This window comes from Mesorhizobium sp. 131-2-1 (assembly GCF_016756535.1).
Classification (GTDB): Bacteria; Pseudomonadota; Alphaproteobacteria; order Rhizobiales; family Rhizobiaceae; genus Mesorhizobium.
The window spans coordinates 3,166,660-3,184,203 of the sequence record NZ_AP023247.1 but is presented as its reverse complement, the minus strand read 5'-3'; the positions used below and the strand labels follow the sequence as shown (position 1 = coordinate 3,184,203).

16 protein-coding genes and 2 tRNA genes are annotated in these 17,544 nt (G+C 61.1%); 7 read left to right on the top strand and 11 right to left on the bottom strand.

Annotated features, from left to right (window positions below):
* Window positions 1-147 precede the first annotated feature (147 nt).
* From JG743_RS15260 to JG743_RS15235, 6 genes are all read right to left on the bottom strand, one after another.
* Entirely contained in the window at window positions 148-2,931 is a 2,784-nt protein-coding gene (locus tag JG743_RS15260) for a valine--tRNA ligase (RefSeq protein WP_202301920.1), read from the bottom strand.
* A gap of 224 nt (window positions 2,932-3,155) precedes the next feature.
* Window positions 3,156-3,986: a PopZ family protein gene (locus JG743_RS15255; protein ID WP_202301911.1), complete on the bottom strand. Its 831-nt coding sequence runs from the start codon at window positions 3,984-3,986 to the stop codon at window positions 3,156-3,158.
* Window positions 3,987-4,253: 267 nt separating this feature from the next.
* Window positions 4,254-5,642, bottom strand: a complete 1,389-nt coding sequence (locus JG743_RS15250) for a TolC family outer membrane protein (protein WP_202301909.1) — start codon at window positions 5,640-5,642, stop codon at window positions 4,254-4,256.
* A gap of 182 nt (window positions 5,643-5,824) precedes the next feature.
* Window positions 5,825-6,499: a protein-L-isoaspartate O-methyltransferase family protein gene (locus JG743_RS15245; protein WP_202302638.1), complete on the bottom strand. Its 675-nt coding sequence runs from the start codon at window positions 6,497-6,499 to the stop codon at window positions 5,825-5,827.
* 95 nt (window positions 6,500-6,594) lie between these two features.
* A tRNA-Cys gene (locus tag JG743_RS15240) sits at window positions 6,595-6,668 on the bottom strand.
* 154 nt (window positions 6,669-6,822) lie between these two features.
* On the bottom strand, window positions 6,823-7,080 hold the full coding sequence (locus tag JG743_RS15235) for a hypothetical protein (protein WP_202301907.1): 258 nt from the start codon (window positions 7,078-7,080) through the stop codon (window positions 6,823-6,825).
* Between the two features lie 216 nt (window positions 7,081-7,296).
* Between JG743_RS15235 and JG743_RS15230 the strand changes: the two genes are divergently transcribed.
* From JG743_RS15230 to JG743_RS15215, 4 genes are all read left to right on the top strand, one after another.
* A tRNA-Asn gene (locus tag JG743_RS15230) sits at window positions 7,297-7,371 on the top strand.
* 91 nt (window positions 7,372-7,462) lie between these two features.
* Window positions 7,463-8,839 (top strand): tyrosine-type recombinase/integrase, encoded by a 1,377-nt coding sequence (locus tag JG743_RS15225; RefSeq protein WP_202301901.1) that lies wholly within the window; start codon window positions 7,463-7,465, stop codon window positions 8,837-8,839.
* Window positions 8,840-9,038: 199 nt separating this feature from the next.
* Window positions 9,039-9,710 carry a toll/interleukin-1 receptor domain-containing protein gene (locus JG743_RS15220; protein ID WP_202301893.1) on the top strand — a complete coding sequence of 224 codons (672 nt, stop codon included), beginning with the start codon at window positions 9,039-9,041 and terminating at the stop codon, window positions 9,708-9,710.
* 6 nt (window positions 9,711-9,716) lie between these two features.
* Window positions 9,717-10,427 (top strand): SOS response-associated peptidase, encoded by a 711-nt coding sequence (locus tag JG743_RS15215; RefSeq protein ID WP_202301891.1) that lies wholly within the window; start codon window positions 9,717-9,719, stop codon window positions 10,425-10,427.
* A gap of 35 nt (window positions 10,428-10,462) precedes the next feature.
* On the opposite strand, the gene JG743_RS15210 is transcribed toward JG743_RS15215, so the two are convergent.
* Window positions 10,463-12,265 carry a Swt1 family HEPN domain-containing protein gene (locus tag JG743_RS15210; RefSeq protein WP_202301889.1) on the bottom strand — a complete coding sequence of 601 codons (1,803 nt, stop codon included), beginning with the start codon at window positions 12,263-12,265 and terminating at the stop codon, window positions 10,463-10,465.
* A gap of 117 nt (window positions 12,266-12,382) precedes the next feature.
* On the bottom strand, window positions 12,383-12,724 hold the full coding sequence (locus tag JG743_RS15205) for a hypothetical protein (RefSeq protein ID WP_244673153.1): 342 nt from the start codon (window positions 12,722-12,724) through the stop codon (window positions 12,383-12,385).
* Window positions 12,725-12,804: 80 nt separating this feature from the next.
* On the opposite strand from JG743_RS15205, the gene JG743_RS15200 reads away from it, so the two are divergent.
* The 3 genes from JG743_RS15200 (at window position 12,805) to JG743_RS15190 (ending at window position 13,901) form a co-directional block, all read left to right on the top strand.
* A complete protein-coding gene (locus tag JG743_RS15200; RefSeq protein ID WP_202301887.1) occupies window positions 12,805-12,984 on the top strand; it encodes a hypothetical protein in 180 nt (59 codons plus the stop codon).
* 4 nt (window positions 12,985-12,988) lie between these two features.
* Complete coding sequence (locus JG743_RS15195) at window positions 12,989-13,198, top strand: hypothetical protein (RefSeq protein WP_202301885.1); 210 nt, start codon at window positions 12,989-12,991, stop codon at window positions 13,196-13,198.
* Window positions 13,199-13,637: 439 nt separating this feature from the next.
* Window positions 13,638-13,901: a hypothetical protein gene (locus JG743_RS15190; RefSeq protein WP_202301883.1), complete on the top strand. Its 264-nt coding sequence runs from the start codon at window positions 13,638-13,640 to the stop codon at window positions 13,899-13,901.
* A gap of 190 nt (window positions 13,902-14,091) precedes the next feature.
* Here JG743_RS15190 and JG743_RS15185 read toward each other — a convergent pair whose 3' ends face one another.
* From JG743_RS15185 to JG743_RS15175, 3 genes are all read right to left on the bottom strand, one after another.
* Window positions 14,092-14,493 carry a hypothetical protein gene (locus JG743_RS15185; protein ID WP_202301881.1) on the bottom strand — a complete coding sequence of 134 codons (402 nt, stop codon included), beginning with the start codon at window positions 14,491-14,493 and terminating at the stop codon, window positions 14,092-14,094.
* Between the two features lie 298 nt (window positions 14,494-14,791).
* The gene (locus tag JG743_RS15180) at window positions 14,792-15,223 is read right to left on the bottom strand and encodes a hypothetical protein (protein WP_202301879.1); all 432 of its coding nucleotides are present in this window, start codon (window positions 15,221-15,223) and stop codon (window positions 14,792-14,794) included.
* A gap of 1,093 nt (window positions 15,224-16,316) precedes the next feature.
* Entirely contained in the window at window positions 16,317-17,150 is an 834-nt protein-coding gene (locus JG743_RS15175; protein WP_202301877.1) for a hypothetical protein, read from the bottom strand.
* Between the last annotated feature and the right edge of the window lie 394 nt (window positions 17,151-17,544).

The following is a 17,544-nucleotide window of genomic DNA, read 5'->3' as shown; positions in this document are numbered from 1 at the left end:
TTCGGGGCTATTTGGCCCCATTGTTACATTATGGCAACAATAGGGCCAAAACTTTCCGTTTACGTCAAAATTAACGCAACGGCATGGCTGTTTTCGACGCAATTGACGTGCCGGAAAGCCGCCTCCAGGCGGAGGCGAATCTCGGCCTCAGCCGGCGTCGCGAACCCGCGTCAACGCCACTGAAAGCTTCTCTTGCGCCTCGCGATATTCGGCGAGTTTTTCGCGCTCTGCCTCGACCACCTCTTCCGGCGCGTTGGCGACGAACTTCTCGTTCGACAGCTTCTTGTGCAGGCGGGCGATCTCCTCGGTCACCTTGGCCAGTTCCTTCTGCAGCCGCGCCGCTTCCGCCGTGAGGTCGATCAGGCTGCCGAGCGGCAGGCACACCGTCGCCTCGTTGAGCACGATCTGCGCCGAGCCCTTCGGCGGCGCGTCGGCCAGCGCGATGTCGCCGACACGCGCCAGCCGCTTGATGGCCGAGGCATGGCGCTCGAGCCTTTCCTGCGTAAGCTTGTTGGCGCCGATCACCATCAGCGGCGCGATCGCCGCCGGCGGCACGTTCATTTCCGAGCGCACCGAGCGGATACCGGAGACGAGGTCGACCAGCCAGTTGATGTCGGCAGCCGCGTCGGCGTCCTCGAAGTCGGGCGACGGCCAGGCGGCGTGGCAAAGCAGCGAAGCGCGCTCCTTGCCCTCGCCGGCTGTCTGCGTCCACAGTTCCTCGGTCATGAACGGCATCATCGGATGCAAGAGTTTGTAGATCTCGTCGAGCACGAAGGCGACGCAGGCCCGGCTCTCGGCCTTGGCGGCCTCGTCAGAGCCCATGAACACCGGCTTCAAGAGTTCCAGGTACCAGTCGCAGAACAGGTTCCAGACGAAGCGGTAGGCCGCACCCGCCGCCTCGTTGAAGCGGTATGAGGTGATGCCGTCGGTGATCTCGCGCGCCGCCCGCGTCAGCTCGGTCAGGATCCAGCGGTTGACCGCGAGCTTGGCGTCGTTCAGCCAGAAATCGTCATTGCGCGCCACCTCGTTCATCTCGGCGAAGCGCGTCGCGTTCCAGAGCTTGGTGCCAAAATTGCGGTAACCGGCGATACGCGCCGGATCGAGCTTCACGTCGCGCCCCTGCGCGGCCATCACGGCAAGCGTGAAGCGCAGCGCGTCGGCGCCATACTCGTCGATAAGCTCGAGCGGATCGATGACGTTGCCTTTCGACTTCGACATCTTCTGCCCGTTCTTGTCGCGCACCAGCGCATGGACATAGACCGTGTGGAACGGCTCCTCATCCATGAAATGCAGGCCCATCATCATCATGCGGGCGACCCAGAAGAAGATGATGTCGAAGCCGGTGACCAGCACGTCGGTCTGGTAGTAGGTCTTGAGCTCAGGCGTCTGGTCCGGCCAGCCCAGCGTCGAGAACGGCCAGAGCGCGGAGGAGAACCAGGTGTCGAGCACGTCTTCGTCGCGGGTCAGGATCTCGCCCGGCTTGAAATTCTCGAGCTTGTCCTCGACCCAGGCCTTCCACGGCCCTTCCAACGCCAAGTAATACTCGATTGCCGCGGCAAGCGCCTCTTCCTCGGTCTTCTCGACAAAGACGCGCCCATCGGGCCCGTACCACGCCGGGATCTGGTGTCCCCACCACAGCTGGCGCGAGATGCACCAGGGCTGGATGTTCTCCATCCAGTCGTAATAGGTCTTTTCCCAGTTCTTCGGCACGAAGTTGGTACGGCCTTCGCGCACCGAGGCGATCGCCGGCTTGGCCAGTCCGGCCGCGTTGACATACCATTGGTCAGTCAGGAACGGCTCGATCGGCACGCCGCCGCGGTCGCCATGCGGCACGGTGTGGCGATGCGGCTCGATCTTGTCGAGGAAGTCGCCGGCATCCATCAGGTCGACGATCTTCTTGCGCGCGGCGAAACGGTCGAGGCCGTTGAGCTCGTCCCAGACGGCCTGGCGCTCCGGCGTCACTTCTAGGCCGGCGAGGAAATCCTCATTGTCCTTGAGGCTGATCGCCGCGGCGACGGTGAGGATGTTGATCGCCGGCAATTTGTGGCGCTTGCCGACCTCGAAGTCGTTGAAGTCGTGCGCAGGCGTGATCTTGACCGCGCCCGAGCCTTTTTCCGGATCGGAGTATTCGTCCGCCACCACCGGGATCCGGCGGCCGACGATCGGCAGGATGACGTTCTTGCCAACCAGGTGCCGGAAGCGCTCGTCGTCCGGGTGCACCGCCACTGCCGTGTCGCCAAGCATGGTTTCCGGGCGCGTCGTCGCGACCGTGATGAACGTCTTGGGGTCTTCCGGGTTGAACGTCACGCCCTCGACCGGATAGCGGAAATGCCAGAGATTGCCGTTGACCTCGTGCTGCTCGACCTCCAGGTCGGAGATCGCGGTCAACAGCTTCGGGTCCCAGTTCACAAGGCGCTTGTCCTTGTAGATCAGCCCTTCCTTGTAGAGCGTCACGAACACTTCCAGCACCGCCCTGGACAGGCCTTCGTCCATGGTGAAGCGTTCTCTGCTCCAGTCTGCCGAGGCGCCGAGCCGTTTCAGCTGATTGAAGATGGCGCCGCCGGATTCGGCCTTCCACTCCCAGACCTTCTCGATGAAGTCCTCGCGCGTAAGGTCGCGGCGGTGGATCTGTTTTTCCATCAGCTGGCGCTCGACCACCATCTGCGTGGCGATGCCGGCATGGTCCATGCCGGGCTGCCAAAGCACGTTCTTGCCGCGCATGCGCTCGAAGCGGACCAGTATGTCCTGCAGCGTGTTGTTGAGCGCATGGCCCATATGCAGCGAGCCGGTGACGTTCGGCGGCGGGATGACGATGGTGAAGGCTTCAGCCCCCTCCTCCGCGCCGGCGCCGGCGCGGAAGGCATCGGCCTCTTCCCAGATTTTGGCGATCTTCGGCTCGACGGCCTTGGCGTCGTAGTTTTTTTCGAGCATGGAAAGCAGTCCGGATTGTCGGGAATTTATGCGTCCGGTGTAAATCGGAAGGCAGGTGGCAAGTCAACCGCGGGCAGATTGCAGCGACGGAACCCAATAAATAGCGGTGAGTCGATCCGACGCAACCCCGATGGTCCTCGGCCAAGCGGCCATTGGAAGGCGTGCCAACAAAAAAGCGCCGCCCGAAGGCGGCGCTTTCATTTTATCGAATCTGATCGACGAACCTATTGCGCGCCGCGCGCCACTCGCTCGATTTCCTCGCGCACCAGGCGCTCGACCAGCGTCGGCAGATTGTTGTCCAGCCAGTCCTGCAGCATCGGCCGCAGCATGTCCTCGGCCATCTCGTCAAAGGTCTTCTTGCTGCGGCTGGCGAAGGCATCGGAGAGCTCGCCAAAGGCGGCGGCGACCTGGCGGCCGACATGCTCGGAAAGGATCGCCGTACGGGCGGGTGGCGCCTCCGCCACGGACTGCGGCGCCGCCGCGACACGCGGGATGGCCGGTTCGTAGGAGGCCTCGTCCGCCAGCTCTTCTTCGGCAATCGCAACGTCCGGCACGACATCCGGGGCGCGCGGCTCGACCCTTTCCGGCCTCGCCGTACCGGCCTTCGCCGTTTCACCGACGGCTGCGATCTCGCGCTGCCAGTCGGCGACGATCGTGTCGCTGGTTTCCGCAAATCCCGCCGGCTGAGCCGGGGCGGACTCGGCGGCGATCCTGGCGCTCACCTCCGCCAGCGTTACCGGCGCCTTCGCCGTGACCGCCGGTGGCGCATCCTCGCGCGGCGGCGCTTCCATGCGGGTGGCGGCCGGCTCCGTCGCCAGTTGTGCCTGCACCTCAGCCAGGGAGACGGGCTTGCGGACCTCCGCATTGAGCTCGGCGCGGAAGGCATCCACGTCATTTGCCGGCCCGGCGGCCGGCGCGGGCTGGAGATCCTGGCGCAATTCGTTCGCGTCCCCCGGCTGCTTGCGGCCGGTGTCGCTGTCCTCAATGATCCTCCGGATGGAAGCCAGTATCTCTTCCATGGAGGGTTCGCGCTGCGCGCTGCTTGCCGTCGCCATTGTCACATCCGCCGCCCTTGTGACTCATTCCAGATTTCCGCTCCGGCAAAGCCGGATTCGAATCATGGCGTCAGGGTAACCGACGGATCGCCGTCCGAGAATCCCCAATCTGGGGAGATGTTGGATTTCAACAGATTAGGCGGCGCAAGCCCGATGGGAAGCGTTTCTGGCCGGAGCGACCGCCGCGCCAACGGACAGTCGCTCAAAGCAAGAGCGCCGCGCATCCCTCGGACACGCGGCGCTCTTGAACCTGGCAGTTGGTCGCGATCAGCGGCCGTCCGGCGTGCGCAGCCCGTACCACTTGTCCTTGACGGCGTTGTAGTGCTCTTCGGGCTTGTACTTCGTCACCGGCAGGCCGAGGCGATCAACCGACAGCCGGCCGATCGCCGACAGGATGGCATAGCTCGCCACCACCACGTCGCGCTCGGAACTGGCAAGGTTGATCTTGGCGCTGATGACGGTGTTCTGCGCGTTCAACACGTCGAGCGTGGTGCGCTGGCCGACATTGCGCTCCTCGATGACGCCGTTGAGCGCCAGTTGCGCGGCGGCGATGACCTGCCTGTTGGCGGCGACACTTTGCTGCGCGGCAGTGTATTGCGTCCAGGCCGAGGTCACCGCCTGGCGCACGGTGTCGCGGCTGACATCGACCTCGATCCGGGCCTGGCTGAGCGATTCCTTCCTCTGGCGCACCAGCGCCGAGGTACGACCGCCCGAATAGATCGGGATGGTCAACGTCGCGCCGATGCTGGCCGAATTCGTCGTGCCGTCCGACGTGCTCACTACGCCGGGAACAGTGTTGCGGTACGCGCTGGAAACACCGGCATTGGCGGAAAGCTGCGGCAGCAGCGCGCCTTCCTGCGACTTCACCGAGAATGCCGCGGCATCGACCAGATGCTCCGTCGCGAGGATGGCGGGATGTTCGGTGGCGGCAATCGCGATCGCGCCGTCGAGGCTGGACGGCAACAGCTTGGCCAGCGGCGCCGCCGCCTTGAGCTTGCCGGGCTCATCGCCGACGATCTGGTGATAGGTCGCAGCACTGGCCAGCGCCTGGGCGCGGGCGGCGCTAAGCTGCGCCACCGCCGTCGAGCGCGAAGCGTCAGCCTGGGCCACGTCGGTTCTCGTGCCCTCGCCAACCTCGAAGCGCGAGCGCGCGGCGCGCGCCTGCTCGGTCAGGAACTGCAGGTTCTGTTCGGTGAGCACCGCGACCTGGCGGTCGCGAATCACGTCCATATAGGCGCTCGCCGCGTTGAACAGGATGTTCTCTTCGGTGTTGCGCAGGCTTTCGACCGAGGCCCTCACCTGGGCTTCAGCGGCCGCGACATTGTTCTTGGTCTGAAAGCCGTCGAACAGCGTCTGGTCGATCTGGACGCCAAAATTGCCGGTGGTGAGCCGCACGCTCTGGTTCGTGCCGTTGAGATGGCTGCTCGAGTAGTCGATGCTGCCGGAACCGGTGATGGTCGGGCGCCAGCCGGACTTGGCGATGGCCACGCCCTCGTCGGTGACACGCACCCCGGCACGGGCGGAATTCAGTGTGGAATTGTTCTGGTAGGCCTTTGCGAGCGCGCCGGTGATGCTTTCCGCGGAGGCGGCCAGCGGCGAAAGCGTGGTCGCGGAAGCTAGGAAGGCGGCTAGAACAGTCTTGCTTACGGACGGCACGTAATATCCCTCATTCGTTTTGCATGGGAACCGCGCCACGACAACCACCCATTTCTGAGCAGCCGGCGCCGCGCTTGTATCGTTCCCCCGCTGACTGCCCCGAATACCCCGGTTACGCGATCAGCAACGATTGTTCAAACACAAGCGATCACGACAACGCCTTCACTGCAAGGCAAAACCGCTCAGAATTCAAATGCGTGGGTGCGTTCAAATCCGGGTAGTGGCTTTATTGCCGCATTGAACGCGCGTCTGCCCGTTACAACCCCCCCTGTCTTGAAAAACAGCCGGGCCACGCCGGAATTGCCCTGCCCTTCCACGGCAACGAGTCGGCCTTCTTCCGCAAGCTGGTCGAGCAACGCGGCCGGCACTTCCTCGACGCTGCCGCCGATGAAGATGACATCGTAGGGCGCCTTGGCGGCATGACCCTGCTGCAACGGCCCGGTGACCACTGTCACATTGTCGCAGGCCAGCACCGCGAGCGCCGATCGGGCTCCGTCCGCCAGCGCCGAATCGCTCTCCAGCGCGAGGACGGAGCGGGCCAGCTTGGACAGGAGAGCCGCCGAATAGCCGGTGCCGCAACCGATATCGAGCACTGAATCACCGGCGCTGATCTCGGCCAGTTGCAGGAGCTTGGCGAGCGGAGACGGCTCCATCAGGTAGCGCGAGCCGCCGCCGTTGGCGCCGCTGGAAATGCGGATGTCCTCGTCGATATAGGCGAGATCGCGCTGTCCGTCACCAACAAAGGCCTCACGCGGCACCGACAGCATGGCCTCGATCAGCGGCGCGCTGGTCACGTCGGTGGTGCGGACCTGGCCATCGACCATCTTGACGCGGCGTTCGGAGAAATCAGCGCTCATGTTCCTACCAGTCCGCCCAACAAATCCCGTCGGCCGCACTCGACCGCGGTTCAATTCGACCGGAACCCTTGCCCCCTCGTTGGGGGGCCGGCAACTGGAGGCCTCGCCCGGAATCGAACCGGGGTGCAAGGATTTGCAGTCCTCTGCGTAACCACTCCGCCACGAGGCCTCGTTGCTCCCGGCGTTCCGAGCGAACTCAATATGTTGGCGGTGAAAGGCCGTCAAGCGCCCGCGCGTCGTTCCCGGCGCTTTCCCTCATTGGACAACCGGACACCGTCTCCGTTCGGTTTCCATGAGCGCGCACGCGGCCTGCGACCGACAAGTCAATCCGGACGGCGCCGGCGTTCCCACCACACGACGAAGCGGCGCCGGTGACGACGCACCATGGCGAACTCATAGGAGAGCACGAGCAATCCGATCGGAACCATCCAGAAGCCCAGGATGGGCAGGAAACCGAGGATGCCGCCCAGAATCAGCACGACGCCGATGGCGATCCTGAGGCCACGCGAGCGCGGCATGGTGAATTCACGGCCGAAGACCGTGATTTTCCGCGCCGGTGCGTTGTCGCCTGCTGCAGTCATGTCGTGCCTGGTTTCCATGATTAAAGACATCGGCCAGCAATAGCCAGAACGGCCTTTTCCCGCTCTCGTTCCCTGCGGAATTGCTCATATGAGGAGCCCGGCCGGCGATTGCCAGAATCCGACATGCACAAAACCGCGGAAAAAAATGTGAAATGCTTCTTTGCAAAGCCGAAACGGGTTTGCTATACGCTGCGCCACTCACACAAGAGCCTCTGTTCCCCGGTAGCTCAGTGGTAGAGCAACCGGCTGTTAACCGGTTGGTCGCTGGTTCGAATCCGGCCCGGGGAGCCACTTCAAGCCTCAAAGCCATATATCCCAACAGTTGCAAGGGTTTGCGCTTCCCCCGAGGTACACCTTCAGGTACACCGAAGGGTACACGGGAATGATGATTTTAGTGCAATATCTCCAGAAGCGCGGCAAGGCCGGATGGCGTTATCGGCGAAAAGTACCCCCTGCCCTCAAGGCGTTTCTCGGTCGCGGTGAGATCGTAATACCGCTCGGGAAAACCGAAGCCGAGGCGATGGCACGATACAAGAAGGTCCATGCCGAGGCGGAGCTGCAACTGAAAACCGCAGCACTGGGGGTCAAAGCCCCTCAGACTGTCTCGCTCGGGGTTCCAGATACGCCCCTGGACCAATTCCAACGCGCCGACAAGCAAATCAGGCAATGGAAGCTTGACCCCGATTGGCAAAGCGGCGGCGGCGATTCCGACCACGAAGTGGTGGCGAGAGACGTGATAGCCGAGAGTATCGCCCAGAAATATCCAGTTGGAGACGACGGCTACCCCGTTGATGTCTCCTCCAAAGACGCCGCGCTGCTTCGCGCATTGATGTTAGGCAGCCGGGAAGTGCAGCCCGACCCCACCCTCGAAGACGCCCGGAAGCTCTATCTCGAAGAGAGGGTCGGGGACGACAAGACGAAGCAGATGGAACTCGATCGGATTTTCAAGCTGGTCAGAGAGGGGCTCGGAAGGGACCGGAAACTTAGCAGCTTGAAGCGGCAGGATGCTAAGGAGGTCCGCGCCCACATGATTGACGGCCGAAAGGCCTCATCCGTGGACCGTTACCTCAACGTGGTGCGCGCTGCTATCAATCACGCCATTCGCGAATATGACCTCAAGGTCACAAACCCCTTCATGCATATGGAGGCGGCTCCCAAGGACAAAGCCGAGCCCGACAAGGACAAACGTCGCCCGTTCACCCTGGAAGAAGCCGCAGCGATACGCGCCCGAATCATGTCAACGGCCAAGGAGGACCTTCAGCACATCTGGAGGCTCCTGGATGGCACGGGCAGCCGCCTTGCAGAAGCCTCCGGGCTGAGAGTGTCCGACGTCCACCTCGATCATGCCTCGCCGCATATGACTGTCGAATGGCATGCCGACCGGCGCATTAAGAACAAGGTTTCTCGCAGGAACATCCCCCTGATCGGTGATGCACTTGAGGCCGCACGGGCGGCTGTTAAGTCGGCTGGCAAGGCGAAGATGCTCTTTCCGGCCTATGGAAGGCTGGGTGGGCCGGCGTCGGCATCGGCTGCCCTTGGCAAGCATGTTCGGGCTTGTGTCGCCGACCCGAAGGCCACTACCCATTCCCTTCGTCACCTGATGAAGGACCGGCTGCGATTGGCTGGCGTCACCAAGTCGGACCAAGACATCGTCCTTGGGCACTCTTCGGGTAGCGTTGGGGAGGACTACGGCGGGGATGAGGTGCGGCTTGAGGTGGCTAGGCGGGCGCTTGAGAAGGCGCTGGCGAAAGTTGGTTAGCTCGCTACAGGTCTTTGGTCGCTTCAGATTCAATGGTCCTTCTGGTCGGGTCCTTCTGGTCGATCGGCAAACTTAACGCGACGCGGCGTTGGGCAAGGGCAAAGCTGAATGGTGCCGGCATCCGCTTGACTAAGCTCACCTCATAGGTGACATCATCCGCAGGGGTCCAAGCAACACAATAAGACATCGGGGGGGCAACATGGCGACGTTTGAGGAGCGGTTCCTAAACAAACTCAAGGAACTCGGAGGCGCTGACGAGGCGGTCACCAATAATGCAATGCGTGCGAAACTTGGCTGGAAGCCTGAACGCTATGAGCAAACGAAGAAATCGCTGTTCGAGAAGAAGTTGATTACTCTTGCCCAGGGTGCGGGAGGAAAGGTTCGTCTTGCCAACGGAGCCCCCGTCGCCCCCAAAGCGTTGAAGGTATTCATCTCCTATGCACATGTGGACGAGACCATCATGTTGCAACTGTTGGCGCACTTGAAGCCTATAACCAAGCTTGGCCTGGTCGACCATTGGTACGATGGCAAAATCAAACCCGGAGAAAAATGGGCTGCTGCGATCAAACAGAAGCTAAATGAGGCAGATATAGTCTTACTTTTGATCAGTGTTGACTTCATCAATTCCGAATATTGCAATGAGGTGGAACTGAAGGATGCGCTAAACCGACATGCTGAGGGCTTAACTGAGGTAATCCCAATCATAGCGCGAAACTGTCTCTGGCATGATGAAGCGTTTGGGGAGTTCCAAGCTCTACCGAAGAATGGCCAAGCGATAACGAGTTGGCCTGATCGGGATGACGCCTTGACTGAGGTTGCCAAAGCGGTGCGAGCAAGAGCACAGGACCTGATAGGCAAGAAGGTCAATTGAGGCCGAATGTGCAACCTCTACAACGTCACCACGTCGCAAGAAGCCATCCGCCAATGGACCGGCGCGTTGCGGGACATCTTGGGCAACCTTGAGCCGTCCATAGACATCTATCCAAACAGACCCGGTCCTATCGTCCGAAACGCCCGCGACGGCGCGCGCGAGCTTGGCAATCTCCTATGGGGCATGCCGTCCCCACCCGAGCGAGTGAAGGGCAAGGCCGACTACGGGACCACAAACATTCGCAAGACCAATTACCTTCACTGGCAGCCGTATCTCGGGGTCGAGCATCGTTGCGTGGTGCCGGTGACAAGCTTCGCGGAGCCAAGCCCAGAGGCGAACGACAAGGATCCCGAGACGGGCGTTCAACGGAACTACTGGTTTGCCTTGAACGGGGACCGTCCGCTGTTCTTCTTTGCCGGTCTGTGGACCCCCTGGCACGGCGTGCGCAAGGTGAAGGATGGCCCCGGCGATCATGAGGTCTATGGCTTCCTGACGACCGAACCTAACGCGCTCATCAAGCCGATCCACGAGAAGGCCATGCCGGTGATCCTGAGGACGCGAGAGGAGACCGAGACGTGGCTTACCGCACCTTGGTCTGAGGCGAAGCGACTGCAGCGCACTGCACCGGACGACGCGCTGGTGATCGTCGACAAGCCCGCCACGCAAATCAAGTTTCCGCTGGGCTCGACACCCGGCGACCAACTGCGTTTGCTCTAGACAGTGCGGACGCCCAACCGATGAACAGCAGCGCCTCAATCCTCGGAGTCGGCGATGCGCTTCCATTCGCCGTCGCCGGTCATAAATTGGCTAAGGCGGCTGATGATGCAAATCAGCTCGACGAGACGCACCGCATCGACATCGCGAGTATGCATCGTCGGACGGCGAGTAGCGATAAGCGCCTGTAGGTCAAGCCGCAGCCGCTCTTCGTTTGGAAAGACGTACCCGAACGCTTCTTTCCAGTTATCCGAGCGAAGCACGATCGCCATCAGGTCGCCAAGATCGAGATAAGAGAGCAACGCTTCATCCCGCTCGCCATTCGCCATCGCCGCCGCGCGAAGATCACGCGCCTTCTTGCGGATTTCGCCCCCAACCCTCTGCTTGAACCACTGCGTTCCGCCCACCGCTTCCATCTTCCTCGAGATGAAGGACCTCAACGCGTGCTCAAAGAAGCCTATCGCGCTGAAGGCATCATTTCTGGGATTGACCGACCGAATCTGAACGGACAGCCCCGCAACGTCCAGCAGCGCGACGGACCTACCAGCTTCCGAAGCGCCGGCCGCGAAACCGCTCTCTATGACAACCTCGATCGCTCCAGCTGGCGTGGTCTCGATCAGACCCGGGTCAACCTTGGCTTCGCGGTAGTGTCGTTGGCGCATTTCTGGATCGCGCCAGAAGCGGTTTGGCAGATCAGACCGCGTGTGCCAGTTGCCGAATAGCTCCTCATAGGCTGTGAAGCTTGATCTCGCTGCGAAGCCAAGCACGTCTCCAGCACCAGCCAATGCGGAGAGCTTCAACCGGGTTGTCTGCAGCCCAGCGGACAGAGTTTCCACTCCTAGAGCTGCGCTCAGACGCAAACGGCCTACCTCAGCCGAGAGGCTCAAGACGCCAGTAGCGGCCCGCTGGATTAGCTCGATTTCGTTGTTTGGCGTGCCAGTCGACATGTGCACCGCGAGCGTACCCGTGCCAGCGAGTTGGCTTGCCCATTGGGTGGCGCGCGCAATCAATGCCATGCCAGGCGACGCCTGCAACTCGGCGATGGTCGGCGACAGGGTCGACCCCCTTGCCTGCAGCTCGGCGAAGGTCTGCGATAGGGCCGATCCCTTTGCCTGCAACTCGGCGATGGTCGGCGACAGGGTCGACCCCCTTGCCTGCAGCTCGGCGAAGGTCTGCGATAGGGCCGATCCCTTTGCCTGCAACTCGGCGATGGTCGGCGACAGGGTCGACCCCCTTGCCTGCAGCTCGGCGAAGGTCTGCGATAGGGCCGATCCCTTTGCCTGCAACTCGGCGATGGTCGGCGACAGGGTCGACCCCCTTGCCTGCAGCTCGGCGAAGGTCTGCGATAGGGCCGATCCCTTTGCCTGCAACTCGGCGATGGTCGGCGACAGGGTCGACCCCCTTGCCTGCAGCTCGGCGAAGGTCTGCGATAGGGCCGATCCCTTTGCCTGAAGCTCGGCGATGGTCGGCGATAGGGTCGATCCCTTTGCCTGAAGCTCGGCGATGGTCGGCGACAGGGTCGATCCCCTTGCCTGCAACTCGGCGATAGTCGGCGACAGGGTCGATCCCCTTGCCTGCAGCTCGGCGAAGGTCTGCGACAATGCCGATCCCTTTGCCTGCAGCTCGGCGATAGTCGGCGAGAACGGCGACACTTCCAGCCCGCTGATCGCCTTCGACAGGGTCGATTCCGGAAGGTTGCTGATGGCCGTTGAGAGGGTCGACAGGTCCAGCCCGCTGATGGCCTTCGAGAGCGGCGACAGCTCTAGCCCGCGACTCAGTCGGTCGAGCGGCCCATCACTTTGGCCCGTGGCGATGTCGGATAAGCCCTTGAATTTATCCATCGTCTTCACGCTAACGGTTGTTTGGTTGTGGCAAGTCTTTGAGCTGACCCAACGTATCATAGCGCCGTATGCGCTGAGTCGACAGCTCCCTTTGCATAAGCTCACGAGGCAGCGGGTTCACTGCTCATCGCTCCAGATGACCCGGCGCACCATTCTGATTTCCGCAAGCCGTCTAACCTGTATTCTCTGCCGATCCGCCGCTGTGGGGTTCTGTGTCTCGGCGTGCATGAAGTCGTTCTTGCCGCATCGGTCGCAGCTCATTTTGCCCCCTACCAAATCGGCATCGATGTCACCGAAGATTTCCGTTAGGTCACTCGGCAGGTACCAACGCTTGACGTTGCAGAGCCCGCAGCGGACCAGCACAAGTTGCCCAATCTCATGGGCATTGCTGAGCTTCCATTCGCCGGCGCGCTTTCGTCTTCCACCAGTGTCAGGCATGGCTCGAAAATAGGAACTCATTCCTCCCTCAGTCAATTCTCCCTTGACATTTTTGTTCTCATTTTGTTCACTGTGGGCATGAAGCGTTTGGAGTGATCGCCATGGACCACATTGTGACACTGGACAGCCGGAAAGAGGCTGCCCTTCAAGCAATCGCCGACAAGTTCATTGCCCTCCACAAGGGCGACGCCGTCAAGGCGCTGAAGGAGATGATCGTCCTCAACGGGCACCTTCAGCAACGCCTTGAGGCACGCTCGGAACCACACCGGGCGCGGAGCTAGGACAATGGGCACCATCCATTTAGACGCTGACGCCAAAGCCGAACTGCACTCCGAAGCTGAGAAGTTGATCGCCCGCTACGACAGCCCCCTTGAGACCGTGAAGGCGCTCATGGTCTACAACTGTGAGCTTGAGACCAAGATACTTGCCGTTGCCCACCGGCATCCGGGCATGGTTGCGATTGGCTACGACGAGACCCCGCCTGTCGTGGGTTGAGGCCAGCGACATGAGCGACGAGATCAGGCTCCCAAGGACCGAGCACGTCACAGCCCCCGGCATCCAGCATCATTGTTGCGAGCGTCCTGGCTGCGGCAAGGATGCCGGGTGGGGATTCGCGAAGCCAAAGCAGGCACCGCATTGGTTCTGTTTCGAGCATCGTGGCGATGGTGAGAAATGCCTGTGAGGTAAGCAATGCCAGCCGAGCAACAGCAAGTCGACCCTCCCGCCATGGACTGGGAGCTTGCGGCCGATAAGGTCATTGCAACATTCGGCGGGGACCCCAGAGCGGCCGTGAAGGCGCTCCTCGCCGCCAACGCTTCATTGGAACGTGAGGTGGCGCTGTGGGCTCCTGCGGTGAGCTATGGGTTCAGCCGGGGGTGGCATAGACGCCAGCGCGGTGGGACCGATTAACGAACCTCCAACGAAGGGCAGCAGCATGTCAGACAACATCCTTCCGCAACCGAAGATGCCGAAGCTGATAGTCGTCACCGCCTTCGACCGCGATGAGACCGGCGACCTTCAGCCCGTCTTTGGGCCAGCCGAGCAGCAGACCGAGGACCGGGCGATAAGGACTGCGAAGGGCTTGGCGGAGAAACATGCCGGGGTCATCGCGTGGTCGCGAGATGCGAACCCCTCGCTTGGTGAATACGGAGAGCCCATGACGCTCTTTGTTGGCGGCGACGTGCCCGACATGGAGTGATCTGAGAAATGCACTTGTTCTCGTCGCCGTTCTTCTGAGTGGGTGTGGGCCGAGCGATCCACCTTATTGGAAGGAAACGATGGCCCAAGTGGATGCCTGCCACGTCGAAGCCGCGCAGTCAGTAGGTGTCGACTACGAGCAGCCGATGGCGATGCGGAGGGCGTTTGCCTGAGCCGTCCTGTTGTGTGCCCTAGCTGAAGCCGTGGTGTCGATACACGTTTCCTATGGAGGTCATCGCCATGGTCCACATTTTGAAGACCGAGCCCACGCCCCATTCGTCGTCATTGAAGCCGTTGACATAGGCTGTATAGACGGCCTTTTGGTTTCCAAATAGGGAGCGTCCAGCGTCGTTCTTTGTGAACAGGAAGCTGGCATTTAGTTGATGCTGCGAGGTGAAGATTACTATTCCTTCGCCAGCCAATTCGACAAATTGCTTGCCATTATCCACTATGCCGGGTGCACCCATGATGAGGTCGCGCCCCTTCGCTCTGCCAGCCTTCAAGACTGACGTGGCAACGTCAATATCGGCTTGGTGGAATGGCACTCGATTGGTCGACCGGACTATTTCGGCGAAACTCAGAAAACTGTTCATGATGCCCCCTGTTTCTCGGCAGGTAATCCGAAAGTTCCAAACATTCAATTTCGCCGTGAGCTGACGCAGCGGAAATGAATATCAGGAATGATTTGAGCTACATTTCTTTGAACCCGATCAGACATACGGCAGCGCGCCACTACCCCGTACCGCCTTCGACGCCACTACACACCACCCTCAGGGACGCCTAGACGGCGTCGCCTCGACCAACGGTGACGCGCCCCCGAGCCGTTCGCCAGGTTGGCTGAACCTTGCACGCGAGACCGAACGTGGGGCTGTCCTTGCCGTATGGATGCTATCAATCGAGCCTAATGCACCCGTAGTCGGTCCTCGCGATAAGGAATTTCTCTTTGTCACCCGTCATGAATGCCATCAAAGGCAGGTAGCTGTGTCCAAACCGCAAAGTCGTCCAGTCAATTACGATCATGGCTGGTAGAGCCTGGGTGCCGTCTGAGTTTGGAAATCGCAACATGATGAAAGAAATGCCGAGGGCATCGCCTCCATCCAATCCTGTGAACCAATGCTTCAGAACCTCTGCCTTCTCCTCGCGCGTCTTCTTATCGAGCCTATTCGTCCCCTGATATGTGACCGATACCACGTCTTTGTTGGCCTCAATTCGATAGCTCTCTGTCTGGGTAAGGCTGGAGAATGAGCAGAGGGCCTTCTCTGCCAGCGCGGGGGTGGTGGAGATTGTGGAGAGGATAAGAAATGCCAAGGCCCAACGCCTCATCTTGATACCTCCTTCGGCCCGATGGTGGTCGCGCGGCCGCGCTTCACCTGTGTGCCAAACTACGAGCAGTAGCCGCTCAGTACAACGCAGCACCCTCAGGTCGCAGAAGGTCCGATTGGGTGTGCCCTATCCGCACCAAGGACGAGGCGTCGACGGACAACTCGTGGAGCCGCAGACAAACGGAACGGCCAGCCCCTCCGACACCAATATGTCGCCAACATCGCGGCCATCAGCAAAGAGGTAGCCACAGCTTCGCGCGTAGTTGCACTTGTTGGTGCCTTCAGTCCCAGCCGGACAGGAACACGGGATCATTTTCAATTCGAGCTTTGCAGAAGCAACCAGCTCTGTGAGGCGCGCCTTCGCTCGACGCCCAAGGTCTCCCTCAGCGTCGCACCTTGGCTCAATGCTTTCGGGCGCATTGAAGCCGACCAGCCGGGTCCCCTTCGCGGCACCGTTGAGCCGAATGGTATCGCCGTCCGTTATGGTGAACCCAGTTCTGGCAAGTGGCACCCTGTCCCCTGCTGCGTCTGATCTGGCGAAAGTTGGCATGCTGGGCCAAGTGACGCGCCCGCCCTTGACGACGACAGAGTAGATCAGGGACCCAACGACCAGTGCCAGCACGATCCCGAAAGTTCTCGCGAACCTGCCCGCCAAGTACCGTGCCTCGCGAGCGAGTGGGTTGCGCCAACGGCGCGGTCGCCAGCCACGCGACGATGGAACTCTATGCGGGTGCGATTGAGACGGTGGGTAAGTGCTTGGCGGTGCGGGGCCGATGATCTCGTAGAGCTTTGCCCACTGCTTTGCGCTCAGTCGTGTGCGCGCGCCGTACTTCACCAATCGGTCACGCATGTCGAGGAGGAATTGGCGCTGCCATTGGCTGAGGTGGCCGCGAACCAATGCAGCCTCGATACGGGACTTCAGATCGTCCTCAGGCTCCATTTTGGTTGCCCCGCGCCCTACCTAACAATACTGGGCGGCCGGCAATGTGTGAATAGTGCGCAGGGACCTATGCGTCGGTGAGCGGGGGCGCGCCTTCGCCCCCGGCGCCCCGCCCTGCCGATCAAGGGTGTGAAGCTGGCGCGGCGCCCGCGATCTAGGGCACTACAAGGTATCGCAGGAACCCCATGCCTTGCGTGGCAGACATGATCGCCAAGTCGATGGGAGCTTCGTGAATTTGGTCCAGGGGCGCGCCATGACGGAAAGGGTGAGCCGAATGAACCCAGGCCTTGAACATTTCCATGGCGCGATCAACTTTGTCCTGCGCCTCGCCATAGGCCGCATGCCTCGCCAGCAAGATCGGCTTGAGATGAGCATCAATTGATTGGGCATTCAGCCTGTTGACCTTTGGTTGGTTGATGACCACCAAGAATGCGCTTTCGACGGCTTCAAATACCCCCCTGATGAGGGCCTTGCCGCTTTGGCGACCGGGGTCCAAATGGGAAAGAGCCTCATCGAGAGCATGGTTTGCGGCGGCAAAACGTGGCTGCCCAAGCCCTGCGAGTGCAGTTTCGGAAACACGCGCAAACTCTTCGTCCACCAAATAGTGCACCCCGAGAGCGCCGTCTATTCGGTAGTGAAGACCCTCCTCAGCGATGATCCCACGGGCGGCCGCAAGTGCTCGTTGTTGGTTCAGTTGTCCTCGCGACTGCGCCAACCTGAGAACAAGGGTTATCCCGCTCAGTACGTCGATTATCCCTTCCTGCCTCCAAAAATTATGATGAAGGGGACGGCCATTCAGGGTCCTTGGATATTCGATGCCAAGTTGCCGCTCGACGTCAGTGACGAAATTGGCCTGCTGATCTGGGCTTAAGAAATCTGTAAAGAACACAAGTAGGCGCTGCCGCGCCCGAGCACTGTCTGCCAACGGAACCGGTTCCCTGACATAGTTTCGGCGAAACAAAGCCCCTTCCACAGGAGGGAGTGCCATCACGAAGCTCCTCAACAAGTCCTTGAGACCCTTAGTATTTGTGCATGCCGTTGCCGATAGCTGATCGACCTCGCCCACCGAAATATTTGAGACAAAAGTTCGCGCGGGTGATCGGATAACCAGCACGCGACCCGCCCCCCGTACCCCCTTCGGTTCCACCACAGGCCAGCCTCAGGACTTCTGGACGGCACCGCTTCGCCCTGTGGAGGCTGCGCCCAGTCGCGCCGAGCGCTGTGACTGAGGCCTCATAAATGACGAGACTCGATGGGGCGGGCGGGGTGGAGGAGCGTCGGCAGCGGGTCTCAAAATGTATAAACTGTGAGACGGCGCATTGACACGCCTCTTTTCATGTCTCATAGGTGCAGTCTCACAACCTCTAGGCATTGGAAAGACC